Source organism: Stenotrophomonas maltophilia (genome assembly GCF_047497515.2).
Lineage (GTDB): Bacteria > Pseudomonadota > Gammaproteobacteria > Xanthomonadales > Xanthomonadaceae > Stenotrophomonas.
Map to the genome: position 1 here is coordinate 478,342 of NZ_JAXAXL020000001.1, position 15,054 is coordinate 493,395.

A 15,054-nucleotide genomic window follows, 5' to 3' on the forward strand; every position below is an offset into this window, starting at 1 on the left:
TTAGGATCCAATCGAAGTTAAGGCGAATTTGAAATTGCGCAAGTCATTCGCACTGAATTTGCACAAGATCTTTGTCGGCCTTATCGATGGGAAGGACACCAATGCAAGTAACGCTATCTGTTTTGATCGTGATGCTTCTGCCAGGGTTGTATGTGCGAAGGAATATTCGTCCATCATCTGCGATTGGGACTTCCAAGTCGTCTGCGACCGCGACCCCTGATCCGCGCACAATTTCCCCTTGGAAAATTGCTCGCAGTTCTAGTGGTTTGGTGTAAGAGATTGGAAAGGTCACTTTGCTTCCGAACAACCGTGGCGGCGTCGTTGTCTGTGTGCGCTCGTTGACCTGGGCATCGAGGGGCAGGGAGCTTACGTCTAGACCAACGTTCGATGTTCGATATGCGGATAGGGGGAACAATGCGTATCCACGCTTATTCGTGACTTGTCTTGACCCGTTGGCGTTGAGCTTCGCGTCTGATGTATCAGCAACTTCGACCAGGGCAAATGAACGATTGAGGGTGCGACCGACAAGTGCACCACCTTCGCCCAGCCAGATTGAGCCCTCGTAGCGCCCTGTCAGGCCGATATCGCCATTGCGCGTCGTGGACTGTGCTTGGAAGCGTCCTGAGCGGGTGTCGAGCCCGACATTGCCATAGGAGCCCGAATCAGAGGCCCCAACTCCGTAGTTGATTCTTCCGGCTCTACCATTGATTGCCAAGCTCCTGTGGTCATCACTGACCGAGACGCTCGCTCGCTGTCGGGCACCAAACTGGCGGGTGTAGAACACATAGAAGCCGCTCTCATCGCGGTCTCGATAGAGCTGGGCGCTCAGGGTGCTCTTTGCCCCGGAGTAGCGTCCTGTGAGGCTCAGGCGCTCGTTCTGAGCTCCCGAGGAATAGGTGTTCGAAGACCAAGACAACCCAACCTGGAATGGGCGATGGGTGTATGAAAGGCTCGCCAAGTTGCTGCGTGTGATGACCGATCCGCCGCGCCATTGATCACCGAGCTGCCAGCTGTCCGTTGAGCGTTTCTGGGTCTGAGCGTTGATGGACCAGTTGCGAGTCTGATAGCTGTATCCAGCCAAGTAGGAGAGGGCGTTTTGCCCATCTGAGTGGCTTGCCAGACTGCTTAGAGTGAGGACACCAGCGGTCCCGAGGACGACAGTTGCATCAAGGCCCACGTTCGCATTTTTGCCCATCGTCTGTGCAGAGGAACCGAGCGTAAAGAAAGGGCTCAGGCCCCTGCGGTAGAAGCCCGCGAGCGCAAGATCTCGGTAGTCGTTACCAATGGATCCGAAGCGGCTCAGGCCGCCAGTCACAGCCCATTCTGATGCCCCTGGGCGCAGGGCACGGTTGGTAAAATAGAAGTCACTCTGGATGATCTGTTCGCGTCCAAACTGGTCTCTCAGGACGACAGACGACGAGTTCAAGCCATTTAGCATTGATCCCTGTTCGATGGAGTAGGGGCCTTGGTCTAGGTTGAGCTGGCGTTGCCTCTCATTGTTGAGATAGATCTCGGCAGTAGTTCTGCTATCGGCAATGCCAGCGATCACAGGAACAGGGTAGAGATCGCCGGTGAGTTCGCGCTCCGTGCCGACTTTGAATCCCAGCAAATTCGACGTGGATGTGATGCCAAGCGAGGGCGTAAAGACATCCCCGATCTCCACCGAGAGCCCCTTCTTAAGGAGGTCCCTAGTCCAGATGGTCAGACCCCGTGTGTTGGAAAAACCACCCGGTTGAACGTTCAGTTGCCCCGTGTTGATCAGCACACCACCTGCGAGACCTGTTCGCATGTCATAGCCCCAAGATGCTGCCCAGTCGCCTCTGGATGAGCGGATGACGGCGAGATCTTGGTTGATCAAGATGCCCTTCGGTGCGGAGTCTGCCTCTACAAGCGCGTCCACTGATCCAACAATCTGAGGCTTGAAATATTTGCCAGGCACTGTGAGAGTGACAAGCTGCTTCTCACCGTTCACTTCCACCCCTACACCGAGTGCTTTCATGCTTTGGATTGAAGCGAAGTCGCCGACAAAGCCGTAGCTTTTGAGCTTGTCTGATCGCACGAGCAAATCGCCGTCTTCGGTTGTTGCTGCTAGAAGTGCCTCATCGACGGTTTTGCCGTTGATCGCAATGGCATAGATGCTCTCAGCACCATATGAATTCGAACACCAAAGAAGAGGGGCTAGCGCAAAGGAGCGCCAAGCCATTACTCAATCACTAGCTCAGTAGCGACGCCATTGATCAAAGCCTTGACCGATGTCGCGTTGCCCTTGGAAATGATCATTTCTTCGCCTGGAAGCAAGTAGCCAACCAAGCCATCACGACGATAGCTGCCATAGTTGAGGTTCGCGATCTGGGCGGTTATCGGGCTTGCGTTGCGAAGAACAATGGTTGAGCCAGAAGTCTTTGCGGTCACTGTGGCTCGATCAGATGCTCGCCAAAAAATCGGGAAGTTCATGTTGAAGACGGGCTCAACCCCAGTCGTCTCCAGCTTCTTGACGTTCTTCTCTTTGACGACGACGCGATAAGCAAGCTCAGCACTGGATGTTTCGCTGTTGATGAAGCGGACTACTTGAGATTTGCCACCGTCAAGGTAGAACGAGCTAGGAGCGAAACGGATAGCGTCAACAGGTGTGCGGCTCTGCTTTCCATCCACCAAGATCCATTTATATGCTTGGATCTGGTATTCCTTCTTTTCATTCGACGTGTTGGCAACAGTCAACGAGCCATTGTTCTTGCTCGGGTTGATGGTTTGAGCCAGGGGCGAGACTTGCATTGCATTTGATGTAAATGGACAGAGAGCTAGAGCTGCGCTTAACAATAGATATTTCATTGGATCTCCGAATGTTTTGAGTGTTCTTCACAAATAACGGAGGTCCACGCAATGTCAAGGATTGATCAATAAAAAAAGCCGCAACAATGTGCGGATCTATGATCTAAAATATGGTTAGGAAAAAGCGTAAAGATAAAGATCTGATCTAGATATGCATGCTCTGCTTTGGCTCTGAACTGTCCAGCCCCACAAAGCAAATCTTTCTTTACCCATAGCGATGCAGGTGGCTTCCAATCCTATCGGGCACCAAGTCGAAATCAGCGCTCGTTCAAGAATTAGAGATGATGGTTCGCCAGCGTTCGCGGTGAACTTGGGTAGAGGTTGGCCGTGGCGCTTTGCCCATTTGGACTGACCACACTCGGCTTTCATCTCAACGTGCGGATAGTCTTTGGGAGAGGTCCACCGGCCGCCCCAATTTAAACCGAGAATTTCCGCCAGCTCGCCGAACCGCTGATATCCCGCAATGACATGAGGGTCGCTCAGATCCCAGCTCGGCTTACCATTGACGTAGATAGCGGCGTCTAGCGCTAAGCCATAGTTGTGACAACTCGACCATGCGCCAACACTCGTGACCCCGGATGCGGAGGCGAGGAGGGCCGTTTGACGTTCAGGGCTTCGATATCCTTCAACTGGTCTTATATCAAACCCTTCCGCCTCCATCACCTCCTGAATTGCTTCGATCTTTTCTTTGAGATCAGGATGGATGCCTTTCCAAACCCGTTCTTGAGCTGGATGGAAAAAGCGATAGATCCGTCCGCGTTGTTTCTTCTTTGGTCTTAGTGTTTCGGGTTGGATCGAGTTGCTATCGGATACGATTTCTCCATAGAACAGTGGTGACGAGGATCCGAAAATGATGCCACTTGAACCCTGATCAAAAATTTGAACATGGGCAGTGCTCGGGCTCACCAGGAAATTCGATGAAGTGAGTTTTGACCAATAAGGTTCTTGAGCAGCAAGGGCAGTTGTTGGTGCAAGGAGCATGAGTAAGCTAAAAAGCAGTTTGCGCATTGGATCTCCAGTTTTATTTGAGTGTTAATCACAAATAAGCCGGGGCCGCGCAATGTCAAGGATTCATCGACCAAAGTTTCGTGTCGCTCGTTAGTTTCAGCTATCCATCGGCTGGGCCGCAGGCTCGACCTTAATTCCATGGCCGGTGGCTCTGGCGCGGCCTTGACGTCGCGGTTAGCTGACGTAAGAATTGGCATTGCCTAGCCTGGCGTTCACTAGGAACATGCGTGGATTACGGAAATCTCCCCGAACGATTTCGTTTCAGTCATAACTTCTCCTTTTTCCTGCACGATCAGCTGGTGTCGACAGTGAAAGAGGGGGCAAAGGCGGACATCTTTTCTGTCCAGGTCGTTGCAAACGCTCCCATTCAAGAGGGTCTTGGCGGTGATGAGCTATTCAAGTGGATGACGGAAAACGGCCATCGTGACGAAATTAAGGAGATGTATTACAAGCAGCTCACGGCGGCATTGCTCGGGGACTTCCTAAATTTTCTCTATGAGGCTTTAAGGTGCTCTGCTAAAGGCAAGCTCACGGTCGCATACGCACTCTTGAGGAAGCCCTTAAAAGAGAACCTTCTTTACCTTGAATGGTTGCTCGCTGATCCCGAGGACATGCTTACTGTGTTCGAAGGTGACGAGCTTAAGGCGAAGTCGATCAGTAAGATGAGTGAGAAGAGGAAATTGGAGCTCATCACACTTGCGATGGAAAAAAAGTCGCTAGGGGGCTGGATGCAGCCCAGGCTTATGTATGACCTTCGCTACAACAAGCAATTCGCTTTTGGTTATGAAGACCTTTTTCAAAAAGCAAATCATCTTGTAACAACCTTTCCAGGTCTAGAGACAGAGGCGGCTAACTTCAACTTCATATTTTCGACAGAAGAAGCCTGGCTGACTCAATGGGAGGGCTTTTATAGCTACCTTCCACTTGTAATCATGCACACGATTGATGTTGTTGAAGCTCTTGTGTCCAGCTTCGCCAAAAGACGAGACGATGCATTGGATTTAACCTTTGTCAGAACGCGGATCGGATTTGCGCATTGGGTTGATCTTCGTTCCAATGGTCTGGGCTCTACCGAACTGATGACAGAGATCAGATCTATACTTAATGAGCTGGATTTAGATTGCCCGAATTGCACTAAGCCCGTGCTGTCAGACAACGAGTCCTTGTTCAAGCTTTACGAGCAAAATTCCATAGTCTGCTCTGGGTGCGGATGGAGCTTTGACGTCAATACAGGTGTTGAAGCAGCGGCGGCCGATTAAATTGACGCCCTAACCAAGGCCAGCCGACATCGCTGTGCTTGAGTCAATGTCACTTTGGCAATAGACTCGAAGGACACTCACCAGGACACATTCCGGCAAGAGTTCCTCATTAATATCAATGGGTTAGTGTTGGGATCGTTTAGTCCCACTCTCTCCGCCAGAACTGAAGAAGCCCCTGTTTTTTTCAGGGGCTTTTTCGTTGTAGGAGACATTGCTGGCATGGGATAGGTCATTCCACGCCCCGATGGTGCTTCTGCACTAGGTCATGCAATCCAACCGGTGAAGTAAGGGCGCCCTCAGGAGAGCGCCCTACGGGTTGTAGTGCGCCTACCCTTGAGGGCGTGGATCAGGTACTTGGTCGCCTGCGAATCCCTTGTAAAGCAGGGACGCCCTGCTATCCGCAGCCGCCAGCTCGGCTGAGCTGAGGCGCATCTTTGCAATCTCTATCGCTGCTTTGTGATCGCCCATGATGTAGGCCAAACGGAGGTAAGCTGCACCATCTACCGGGTTCGGCACCCTCGATTCGCGGTACGACTCCGAGATCGCGTATAGCGCATAGAAGTTGCCTGATAGCACCTGATTTCGGAGCATCACCTGGCCGTCCATGAAGTTCTTCTCCATGGCAATCCGTTTTCCCAGCACCGCGGCCGCAGTGGGGTCACCCGCTGAGGCTTTTTGTTGCAGTATGTCCAGCGACTCTGAACGCAGTCGCTCGAGTTCAGCTTGCGATGGGTACTTGTGGCGGATCAGCCACTCGGCTTCTTCTTGCGATTTTGCCTGCAACGGACCGTCGTCTCTGCAGTCTCCAGTGCACAGGCGCTGCGTAATTGCATTGGAGCCATTGGGTCCGCCAACGTTTGAGGGCTGCGACGCGATGGCGCGTGGTGCCTGATCTGGGTTGGCAGGCCGCGAAACGGCTCGATCTGTCGTCGTTGATACGCTGCTCTGGTCAGAGGTCGTGTGTTCTGAGCAGGCAGTCGCGGTGACCGCAAGAATGGCTGTAAACAGGATCGATCTGGCGTGCATTATTTTACCCCGCGCATATTGTTCTGGACCTGGGTCCACCACTTGGAACATGACGGATCTTCGGTCACTGAGCGCGATTTCTCGCCGATCGAATTTCGCGTGTCAATGAGATCGATGATCCCGTAGGGAGCGTAGTTTCCGAGGGGCATGCCCACTACACGTTGATGCTCAACTGGTATCCATTAACGTAGGACAGGCCTGATCTCCCCCATTGGTTGGTGGAGATTTTTCCCTCAAGTCACAGAGCGCCTATCGTGATGGCGAGTGAGCTGGGAGGAACTCCGATCCGGCGGTGGTGCGACTGGCCGGCTGGCTGGCCGGTGCTGGATTCTCAATGAGGCGTTGGTTCCTGGCTTGGCGTGCGACTTCACCCTCGCCGTCATTGATACGCGGCAAAATAGGCGCAAATCTGGTACGTCCTCGTCATTGGCTCTCAGACCTTCTTGCTGCCTCCGCAGCCGTCACATGGCCATCGGACAATCAGGTCAGCTTGCGCCGCCTGACACGGGCGAGCGCCTGTGCACGAAGTCAGATGCGCTCACCCCAGACGCCCACTCCTCGGCTTGTTATGGCACAACGGGTAACTAGAGCACGACCGGAACGCCCCATGCGGCCCATTCCGCTCCACAAACACCCCCACCTTGCACACCGGGCAGCGTTCCTCATGGATGGCCGCGCCTGAAATTCCAGTCACTTCCACAGCCCCGTCCTTGACCAGCTCGTCCAGGAACGGCGAGTGCTTGCCCTGCAGGGTGAACATCGCCACGCTGCGCCGCGCACGCGTCAGCGCCACATAGAACAACCGCCGCTCTTCGCTCAGCGGGTAGGTATCGCCATCGGGCATCGCCAGCGAAAGCACCGGGTCATCCGAACGCAGGCTGGGGAAGCCGCGATTCACCATGCCCGGCAGGATCACGTAGTCCGCCTCGCGCCCCTTCGAGCGATGGGCGGTCAGGAACTCAACCTCCATCGTGTTGCCAAACAACGTCTTCCAGTCCGCAGGTACGGCGCTGCGATCGGCCTGGTAGCGCCCAAGAATGAAGACAGAGACGCGACCGTTGCGCCCCTGCGCAACCGCACCCGTGAGCAGTTGCTGATGCAGCTTGGCAAGGTATTGGCGCACACCATCCTGCACCTCCTCCCGCCGGTTCATCTGGAAGGCCTGCAGCACCGGTCCCATCGCTGGCGTAGCCGAACGTACCGCCTTGGCGATCTGCGCGGGATTGCGGCTGATGAAGCGGCTGGAAACATCACAGAGCGCTTGAGGACAGCGGAAGGTCTGCTCCAGCTTCAGCACCAGTCCTTGCCCCATCCAGTCGCGGAATCCGGTCATCACCGATACGTCTGCACCGGCAAAGCGATTGATCGACTGCCAGTCGTCACCGACGGCGAACAGGTAACGGTCCGGGCCGTTGGCCAACGCGCGGCAAAGACGCGCGCGGGCGCGCGAGGCGTCTTGGAATTCGTCGGCCAACACCAGGTCGTACGGCGACTGATAGCGTCCCTGCTCCAGCAGGCCGGCGGCCATGTTGAGCATGTCCTCGAAATCGATGCCGCGCTCGTCGGCCAACGCGTTGTCCCAGGCCTGGGACACGGGACCGGCGATTTCCAGGAAGCGCCGATAGCGTTCCTTGAACTGGTCTTCGGGCATCTGCCGCAAGCGCGCAGCCATATCGTCCAGCGTCAGGCAGTTGCTCTTGGCATGGGCAATGAAGGTGCGCATCAAGCCGATCAGGTCCGCATCCGGCATCGGCTTGGCACCCGCATCGGGCAACTCGCGGTCCGGGTTCGCGTCGAGCTCTACACCGCACTCGCCCAACGTCTCGGTCAGGTCATGTAGGGCGTGGCCGCTGCGTAGGCCAAACGAGGTCGTCTCGACCAGCGCAGTGCCGCGCGCCACATGCTGTTGCCGCTTCCAGTGCATGCCCTCCGCATACTGGGCGAAATGCTTTGGCGGCTGGCCATTGGCATCGAGCGCAAAGTGCTCGTGATACAGCGCTGCGTCCGGGTAATAGAAGTTCGGTCGATACTGGCGATGGGTGTCGGTGGCGGTATCAAATTCGTAGCGGCGCTCGTAGTCGTACGCCACGCCGTTGTAGAACAGCCAATCGGCAATGACGCATTCTTCCAGGCTCTTCACCCGCTCGCCCTGCAGGGTGCGGATATACGGCGTGCCGTCGCGGTCGTAGCCATCGGCCAGCATCTCGGCACCGAATGGCGGAAGGTCGCGCCCGAATACCAGCCGGAACATGTCCCACTGGGTGCGGAAGTGGATCGAACGATCCTTCAGGTCGTCCACCAGGTCGGCCAGCTTGTTGAAGCCCAACGTGGCATCGATGGCCCACTCGGGAATGTCGGGCTTGCGGCCGGTGGCCTTGCCGATGATGGCCAGGCCCAACGCATGGAAGGTCCGCGCCTCGACCACGGTGTCACCCATGCCGAGTCGATCAAAGGAGCGCTGCGCGCGCGCTTCCAGTTCCTTGGCCGCATCTTTGTTGAAGGCGAGCATGACGATGCGCTCGGGTTCGACAAAGCCGCGATCGATGGCATAAGCCGCCTTGGCGACCATCGTGGAGGTCTTGCCAGAGCCGGCCGCGGCCACGACCTGCACGCGGTTGTCGAAGCAGATGACCGCGCGGGCCTGTTCCTCGGTCAGTGGTCTGCTCTCGACCCGGTCCAGGAAGTCCTTGGCCAGGACCAGCTCACGCGTGGCCATGGCGTCGTTCGCTTCGGCCCATACGGCAGGCCAATCCAGATGCCAGTCGTTCAGCGCTTCCAGCGCGGCCAGATGGTGGCTGGAGCGCAGGTCGTCATGCACGCTGGCATCGAGGAACAGGCGCTCCAGCTCATCCGGGGAGAGCGGCAGGGCGGGGCGGTCGGCCAGCAGCGCTTGTTGTTGTTCGTGGGTGATCCAGCGGCGGCTGGCGTGACCGCGATCGGTCAGTGCGTCCGCTGCACTCAGCCAGGCCTGGATCTGCGCCAGCACGTCCACGAACAGGCCCCTGCGCCCGCGCGTGCTGCGCGCGGACAACACGTCCTGCACCGCCGCGGCGAGTTGGGACGCTTGCCGATTGGGCAGCCCACCCACGGACACCGGACCGTCGCCGGTCTGCAGTACCACCCGGGCCCAGAACAGCCCCGGAACAAACTGCACGCGATGATCGCCATCCACGTGCTGTCGGTGCTGCTCATTCCCAAGGGTCAGCTCGAGGTGTTCGCCATCAAGCCGCAGCCGCCACAGTGGCGAGCGGGTCACACGCTGGCCCCAACCCGAGGGGCGCCATTCCATAGACATCCAGATACTGCCTTGCATGTTTCACCGGGCGTATAGCGCCCTTACAGCCCCATGATAAGGGGCCTTGGTGCCGCATGTGGCGCCCGCGCATCTGGCGCGCTGGCTGATGGCATGTTACGCGTTCACATCAACGACAATCCGCCCGCGCACCTTGCCCGGAATGATCTGCTCGTACACGTCCAGCACCTCGGCAAGCCCGATCTGCTGCACGGTGCTTTCCAGCTTCTGCGGGTCCAGGTCGGTGGCGAGGCGGTCCCATGCACGCTGGCGTACGTCCTGCGGGGCATTCACCGAGTCCACGCCGGCAAGGGTGACGTTGCGCAGGATGAAGGGCAGCACCGAGCCATGCAGTGCATCGCTCTGCGCCAGCCCACAGGCGGCCACGGCGCCGCGGTATTTCGTTTCGGCGATGGCATTGACCAGCGTCGGGCCACCGGCCACATCCACCACGCCCGCCCAGCGCTCGGCACTGATCGGCCGGTCGCGCGGTTCTGAAAGCTGCGCACGGTCGATGATCTCGGCCGCGCCGAGGCTGTGCAGATACTCGGCGTGTTCCGGGCGCCCGGTGGCGGCCACTACGCGGTAGCCCAGCCTGGAAAGGATCGCCACCGCAATCGAGCCCACGCCACCGTTGGCACCGGTCACCAGCACGTCGCCCTTTTCCGGAGCTACGCCCGCATCTTCCAGCGCCAGTACGCACAGCATGGCGGTGTAGCCGGCAGTGCCGATGGCCATGGCATCGCGGGTGGTCAGGTTGCCGGGAATCCTGTTCAGCCATTCGCTGCGCACGCGGGCGCGCTGGGCCAGGCCACCGTGGTGGCCCATGCTCAGGTCCCAGCCATTCACTACGACGCGGGCGCCAGGCTGGAAACCGGCATTGCTCGACTCCAGCACCACGCCCGCCAGGTCGATGCCCGGGATCAACGGGAAGGTGCGGATGACCGGGCGCGAATGGGTGAGCGCCAGCGCGTCCTTGTAGTTCAGCGTCGAGTATTCAACCTGCACCAGCACGTCGCCGTCCATCAGGTCGGCTTCGTCGAAATCGACCAGCTCGGTGGAAACGCTGTCGTCGGTTTTGTCGGTCAGCAGTGCCTTGAAACTCATGGAAGCGCCTCACGTTCAGTGGATGGCGCCATGCTAGGCTCGCACCGTTATCACAACAAGAACGATGTTTTTCCGTAGGTACTATGGTTTTCGGGAGTATGCATGCGTAGCAGGCGTTGGGATGGCAAGAGCGGGTGCGCCGTGGAAGTCACGCTGTCGGTGATGGGTGGCGTGTGGAAGCCGATCATTCTTTTCCACTTGATGAACGGCAAGCGGCGCTTCATGGAATTGACGCGGCGGGTACCGAACGCCACCCAGTCCATGCTGACCAGCCAGTTGCGCGAACTGGAGGCCGATGGGGTGGTGATCCGCCACGTCTATGCCGAGGTTCCGCCCAAGGTGGAATACGAACTTTCCGAATTCGGGCGCACGCTGGTGCCGGTGCTGCTGGCGATGCGCGAGTGGGGCGAAACCTATCGCGGGTACCAGAGTACGCGCGGGGACAGTTGAAGGCTGGGAGCCGGTGATGCCGGAAGTGCGGCGAGCCCCCTGCCGCAGCGGTTCATGCGATTGCGCTCTGCGCCACGCGAACCATTAGGCCTCCGCTCATGAGGGGGGCAGCGAAGATTGGGGCACATCCCCGCAGGTCACCACGACAGGCTTCAACTCGCGGCCATCGGCGGATTCACCTAGATGAAAGCAGGCTCTGAATACACGCAACTTTCCCGAAGTTCCATCGTCCAGGCTATCCGGCGTATACCCAGAGAGCACCACCTGGTAGTACGCGCCCACCTGCAGCTGCGGGCCAGGGGTGGGACCGGATCCATAGGGTATGCACTGGTCAGGTGGGAGCGAAGGTTCGGGAATGTGCTCGTCCATGAAGACCCGTTCCCACGTTGGGTAGAGTCCTTGCCCAGCAGCGCTCACTGCGATGGAGTCGATATCAGGCGGCTCGGATCGATTCTCGCGCGTGTCAGGAACACCAAAGCAAAGCCTGCCGCCGGACGTGTTGACGGTGGCTTTCTGGTAGCGCCCGGATGGTGGTGAGCAGCTGGCAACCAGTGGTAGCAGCAGCGCGTAGACGGCCCATGAGTGTCTGATCATCGTGTCGTCCTTGGAGGGGCGCCTGTCGCCATGCGGGTATTACGCCGCACCGGCTCAGGTAGCTCCGCACTGCACCGCGCGAACTATTGGTCGTGAGCTTTCGCGGGCGGCGCTGCAGCTCTGCGTGCTTTGTAGCAGCTCATTACCATGGGTTTCAGTTCGGGACCGTCCGTGACTTGACGAAGGTGGAAGCAGGCGATAAACACGCGCTTCTCTCCCGCACCACCCTTTTCTGGGCCGCTCGGCGTGCTCCCGGAAAGCAGCACCTGGTAGTACGTTCCTCCCTGTAATGGTGGAGCCAGCGCCGGACCGGAAGCGTAGGGTATGCACTGGTCCGGAGGGAGAGTGCGCTTGGGCATTTTCTCTTCCATGAAAATGCGTTTCCACATTGGGTATCGGCTTTGCCCAACCACGCTTACTCCGATGGTGACAATTTCAGGTGGAGCGGATCGCGTCTCACGCGTGTCAGGGACGCCAAAGCACAGTCTGCCGTCGGATGTGCTGACCGTGGCCTCTTGGTAGCGGCCGGATGGTGGCGAGCAGCTGGCGAGGAGAGGTGTGAGCAATGTGCAGAGAAGCCATGACGGCTTGATCATCGTGTCGTCCTCGGAAGGTTGCTCTTGTCGCCTCTTGAGGCAAGGAATCGCGAGAGAGTGCGCTCCAGCCGGACAAGGTTGTCGTGCACGGTCTGATGAGCCGTATCGTTCTGCAGCCGTTGCGAATCACGGAATGCAGCGAGGAAGTAGTCCGCGAGGATGTCGCCTTGTGCTTCCATGTTGTAATCGTGAAGCATGAGCACGTCATCAAGCACATAGTTGTAGCTCATGTTGGGTCGCGGTCCCCTTGTCAGCTTCACGTTGTAGCCAAGCTGATACTGCCAGACATGTGTCATTTCATGTATGAAGAGATGTTGGAGGTCAAGGTCCTCACGCAAGAAGTCATCGCTGTAGATCAGGTCTGGAAAATAGATCTCGCCATTGGGCGCGACCACCGTGTCCTCCGGTTGCATCCCAAACAGCATCCAATACCCATGGTTGTGAATTCTCACCAGGCTGTAGTCAATCGCATCGCCGAACACCAGTCGTGACATCTCGATCTCGCCTTGTGTCAAGCCGCGTTCATGGCTTGGCACCTGCACTTGTACGATCGACGTTCCCATGGTGTCAGAGGTGGTAATCACACCATCGACATCAAAAACCGCTGCATCATCGATCCCGGCCAACAAGGTCCGTTCGCAACAACCGCTCGTGGCGCTGGGTGGGCGCAACTCCGCGCGCACCACCGCCACGCTCTCGCGGGTTGAAACACGTGACGTCTCGCCCAGTGCGTTGGTCATGCCGGAGAAGGTCTGGCCGTTCGCCAGATGGAGCGTGTAGGGAAGTTCCCGCAACGGCATGCCCTGTGAGCCGGTGAAACGGATAGCCTGGTCGAACTGAAGGCGGCGGCCGCTGGCCAGCGGCGTTTCAGCACGCTGCGTACCGGCCATGTTGGGGCTGGCAGTCCCGCCTGTGGTGGCAGTACTGGATACGTACACCCTGAGCTGTTGGCTTGACATCACCCTGCAGCCACACGCGAGCGCGCATCCGTCCAGCGCAGCAGGCTGGCCGTCGATGATGATCGTGCTGTCACCTTCGACAATCGCAAACACCCCTTTGTGCATGTGCGGGCACGTCGCCTTGTCGCCCACGCGTGCAACGCCCATGCCCTCGATATCGGTTCGGTTCGACGCAGTGATTACACGCCCACCGCTGGAGGTCGGGTCTCCCATCACAATCCAGTTCCGTGCCATGAATCGCTTCCATTGCTGATCGGCCGGGAGAATCCGATGCCGTTCGGCGTTGCTTCGAGTGGCTTTTGCGACATGCACGCCGGAGCCCAACTGCAATGGGCGATTGCGGGTTCATTGGAAGTGCGGGTTCGATCTCTGATGTCGGATCAGCAGAGTCTTCAAGGGTCGAACGCGACACCTGATCTGTTCCGATATGAGGGGCTTATGGGGGAAGGTGAATCAGCTGTGTCGCGTTCGGCTTGCCCGCATGGACAGCGCCAGCCCTCTGCAGGCAAGCATTCCCGCCCCGTCTGGTGCGTTTGATGGACAACTCGCCATTACATGACGCAAGTACCGCGACTGCGCGCCGACGCGGCATTTCCCTACTTTTCATCCACGAACGAGTACGCCAATCATCGCCGCGCCAAGGCACTCGCCCTGGCCGGGATTGGCGTCCCGAACTTACGTACCGCTACCGGTCGTGTTTGCAGCCTTCGCTGCAGCCATGACAATGCACCGCCTGCCAGTTCATGGCGGACGGTGCGTGGGGATCATTCGATCCGCCGGCTTCAGCGGTACGTATCCGGCACGCCAACCCGCACCGTCCGCCACCTCGCATCTGCAGGTGGCCACACCGTGAGGTTGCCGTCATGCCTGACCGTATTCCCGACATTCCCCGCCTGCGCCAGCTGCTTGGCGCCGCCGCGCGTGATCTTCCCGCCGCCCTGGCCGAAACGCTTGAAGCGGCGCTCTGCGAATCCGCGGAGTCCGTCGCGCCGTCGGCGTTCTTCGCGCACTTGAAAGGCCACGGTGAGAATCTGCGAGCCGATGGCCAGCCCTGGACCGAAACCCTGCTGAGCCCCGGTCGCGCCTTCGATCTGGCCCTGGCCACCCGCAGTGCCTCGGGCATCACCGCACTGACCGCCATGCTGCACGCCGCGCATGTGGCGCGGGAGAGTGATGATCCCGCCTGCTGCCCGTCCGCAGCGCTGGTCGAAGGCCTGTTCAACGCCTGCCAGGTGCTGTCGCTGCAGGTGGAGCGCTGCCTGGTTCCGTGATGGCGCGGGCTGCGTGGGGTTGTGCTCCAGCCTCACGCGGTCTTTGCAACTCGGCGGGCAGGCATTGCTAAGTTCGCTTGGCATCCATCACAGGAACCTGCAATGACCCGGACGTCCATGCGTGTACTGCTCGGCCTCTGCCTGATCCCGGCCGCGGCCTTTGCCCAATCCGACCGCCAGGTGGCCGAGGACATGGTTACCCGCGCGGCCAATGTCTGCCCCGGCCACAGCAGCGAGCGCACCACGCCGACAGTGAAGAAGGTGCCGGTCGGTGCACTGCGCGTCATGCTCGACCGCGGGCTGGTGATGTGCCCGGACCGCCGGCTGGATGCCGCCGCGCCGGCCGTGTTCTACGGGAGGGTGGGCGTGTTCGGCTGGAATCCGGAAGTGCCGGCCGCTGCGACGGTGGTCGTGGCCAAGATCGACCAGATGACCCGCAAGGATGAGTACCCGGTGGACACGCTGGTGTGGGATGCCAAGGGCACGGTGCTCACCCAGCAGACCGTTCCGGCGTTCGAGCCGCGCCCGGGTGCGGCGGTGCTGTACAAGGTGCGCTGACCGCCGCGCGCTACCCGCTGGAAGCGCACTTTGGTGGGCGCTCTGGCGCTCGCGCCGGGTGACGGAGCCGTGCCCACCCAGGTGGGCACCTACCAGAGCGATGCA

Annotated in this window: 11 protein-coding genes; 4 read left to right on the forward strand and 7 right to left on the reverse strand. The window is 58.8% G+C overall.

Annotation, left to right across the window (positions count from 1 at the left end; translation table 11 throughout):
• Positions 1–43: 43 nt before the first annotated feature.
• The 3 genes from ACMZPQ_RS02440 to ACMZPQ_RS02450 form a co-directional block, all read right to left on the reverse strand.
• Positions 44–2,203: a fimbria/pilus outer membrane usher protein gene (locus ACMZPQ_RS02440; RefSeq protein ID WP_414485992.1), complete on the reverse strand. Its 2,160-nt coding sequence runs from the start codon at positions 2,201–2,203 to the stop codon at positions 44–46.
• Entirely contained in the window at positions 2,203–2,829 is a 627-nt protein-coding gene (locus tag ACMZPQ_RS02445) for a fimbria/pilus periplasmic chaperone (RefSeq protein WP_197649833.1), read from the reverse strand. Before ACMZPQ_RS02445 ends, ACMZPQ_RS02440 begins: the two co-directional genes overlap by 1 nt.
• Positions 2,830–2,943: 114 nt before the next feature.
• On the reverse strand, positions 2,944–3,837 hold the full coding sequence (locus ACMZPQ_RS02450) for a M15 family metallopeptidase (RefSeq protein ID WP_197649834.1): 894 nt from the start codon (positions 3,835–3,837) through the stop codon (positions 2,944–2,946).
• 227 nt (positions 3,838–4,064) lie between these two features.
• Here ACMZPQ_RS02450 and ACMZPQ_RS02455 point away from each other — a divergent pair, with 227 nt between their 5' ends.
• Entirely contained in the window at positions 4,065–5,096 is a 1,032-nt protein-coding gene (locus ACMZPQ_RS02455; RefSeq protein ID WP_154329497.1) for a hypothetical protein, read from the forward strand.
• 327 nt (positions 5,097–5,423) lie between these two features.
• On the opposite strand, the gene ACMZPQ_RS02460 is transcribed toward ACMZPQ_RS02455, so the two are convergent.
• From ACMZPQ_RS02460 to acuI, 3 genes are all read right to left on the reverse strand, one after another.
• Complete coding sequence (locus ACMZPQ_RS02460) at positions 5,424–6,173, reverse strand: hypothetical protein (protein WP_197581077.1); 750 nt, start codon at positions 6,171–6,173, stop codon at positions 5,424–5,426.
• A gap of 487 nt (positions 6,174–6,660) precedes the next feature.
• Positions 6,661–9,411 carry a UvrD-helicase domain-containing protein gene (locus tag ACMZPQ_RS02465; protein WP_312645847.1) on the reverse strand — a complete coding sequence of 917 codons (2,751 nt, stop codon included), beginning with the start codon at positions 9,409–9,411 and terminating at the stop codon, positions 6,661–6,663.
• A gap of 120 nt (positions 9,412–9,531) precedes the next feature.
• Positions 9,532–10,521: an acrylyl-CoA reductase (NADPH) gene (gene acuI / locus ACMZPQ_RS02470; RefSeq protein ID WP_197581074.1), complete on the reverse strand. Its 990-nt coding sequence runs from the start codon at positions 10,519–10,521 to the stop codon at positions 9,532–9,534.
• A gap of 102 nt (positions 10,522–10,623) precedes the next feature.
• On the opposite strand from acuI, the gene ACMZPQ_RS02475 reads away from it, so the two are divergent.
• The gene (locus ACMZPQ_RS02475) at positions 10,624–10,971 is read left to right on the forward strand and encodes a winged helix-turn-helix transcriptional regulator (protein ID WP_197581071.1); all 348 of its coding nucleotides are present in this window, start codon (positions 10,624–10,626) and stop codon (positions 10,969–10,971) included.
• A 1,186-nt stretch (positions 10,972–12,157) separates the two neighbouring features.
• Here the strand turns inward: ACMZPQ_RS02475 and ACMZPQ_RS02480 are convergent.
• Complete coding sequence (locus ACMZPQ_RS02480) at positions 12,158–13,354, reverse strand: PAAR domain-containing protein (protein WP_197581069.1); 1,197 nt, start codon at positions 13,352–13,354, stop codon at positions 12,158–12,160.
• Between the two features lie 629 nt (positions 13,355–13,983).
• On the opposite strand from ACMZPQ_RS02480, the gene ACMZPQ_RS02485 reads away from it, so the two are divergent.
• Positions 13,984–14,391: a hypothetical protein gene (locus ACMZPQ_RS02485; RefSeq protein ID WP_197581066.1), complete on the forward strand. Its 408-nt coding sequence runs from the start codon at positions 13,984–13,986 to the stop codon at positions 14,389–14,391.
• 102 nt (positions 14,392–14,493) lie between these two features.
• On the forward strand, positions 14,494–14,949 hold the full coding sequence (locus tag ACMZPQ_RS02490; RefSeq protein WP_197581063.1) for a hypothetical protein: 456 nt from the start codon (positions 14,494–14,496) through the stop codon (positions 14,947–14,949).
• Positions 14,950–15,054 lie beyond the last annotated feature (105 nt).

What these genes read in the sequence shown, in the direction of transcription:
- ACMZPQ_RS02440 (WP_414485992.1), bottom strand. Translation starts at nt 2,203, where the DNA reads ATGGCTTGGCGCTCCTTTGCGCTAGCCCCTCTTCTTTGGTGTTCGAAT.
- ACMZPQ_RS02445 (WP_197649833.1), bottom strand. Translation starts at nt 2,829, where the DNA reads ATGAAATATCTATTGTTAAGCGCAGCTCTAGCTCTCTGTCCATTTACA.
- ACMZPQ_RS02450 (WP_197649834.1), bottom strand. Translation starts at nt 3,837, where the DNA reads ATGCGCAAACTGCTTTTTAGCTTACTCATGCTCCTTGCACCAACAACT.
- ACMZPQ_RS02460 (WP_197581077.1), bottom strand. Translation starts at nt 6,173, where the DNA reads ATGTTCCAAGTGGTGGACCCAGGTCCAGAACAATATGCGCGGGGTAAA.
- ACMZPQ_RS02465 (WP_312645847.1), bottom strand. Translation starts at nt 9,411, where the DNA reads ATGGAATGGCGCCCCTCGGGTTGGGGCCAGCGTGTGACCCGCTCGCCA.
- acuI (WP_197581074.1), bottom strand. Translation starts at nt 10,521, where the DNA reads ATGAGTTTCAAGGCACTGCTGACCGACAAAACCGACGACAGCGTTTCC.
- ACMZPQ_RS02475 (WP_197581071.1), top strand. Translation starts at nt 10,624, where the DNA reads ATGCGTAGCAGGCGTTGGGATGGCAAGAGCGGGTGCGCCGTGGAAGTC.
- ACMZPQ_RS02480 (WP_197581069.1), bottom strand. Translation starts at nt 13,354, where the DNA reads ATGGCACGGAACTGGATTGTGATGGGAGACCCGACCTCCAGCGGTGGG.
- ACMZPQ_RS02485 (WP_197581066.1), top strand. Translation starts at nt 13,984, where the DNA reads ATGCCTGACCGTATTCCCGACATTCCCCGCCTGCGCCAGCTGCTTGGC.
- ACMZPQ_RS02490 (WP_197581063.1), top strand. Translation starts at nt 14,494, where the DNA reads ATGACCCGGACGTCCATGCGTGTACTGCTCGGCCTCTGCCTGATCCCG.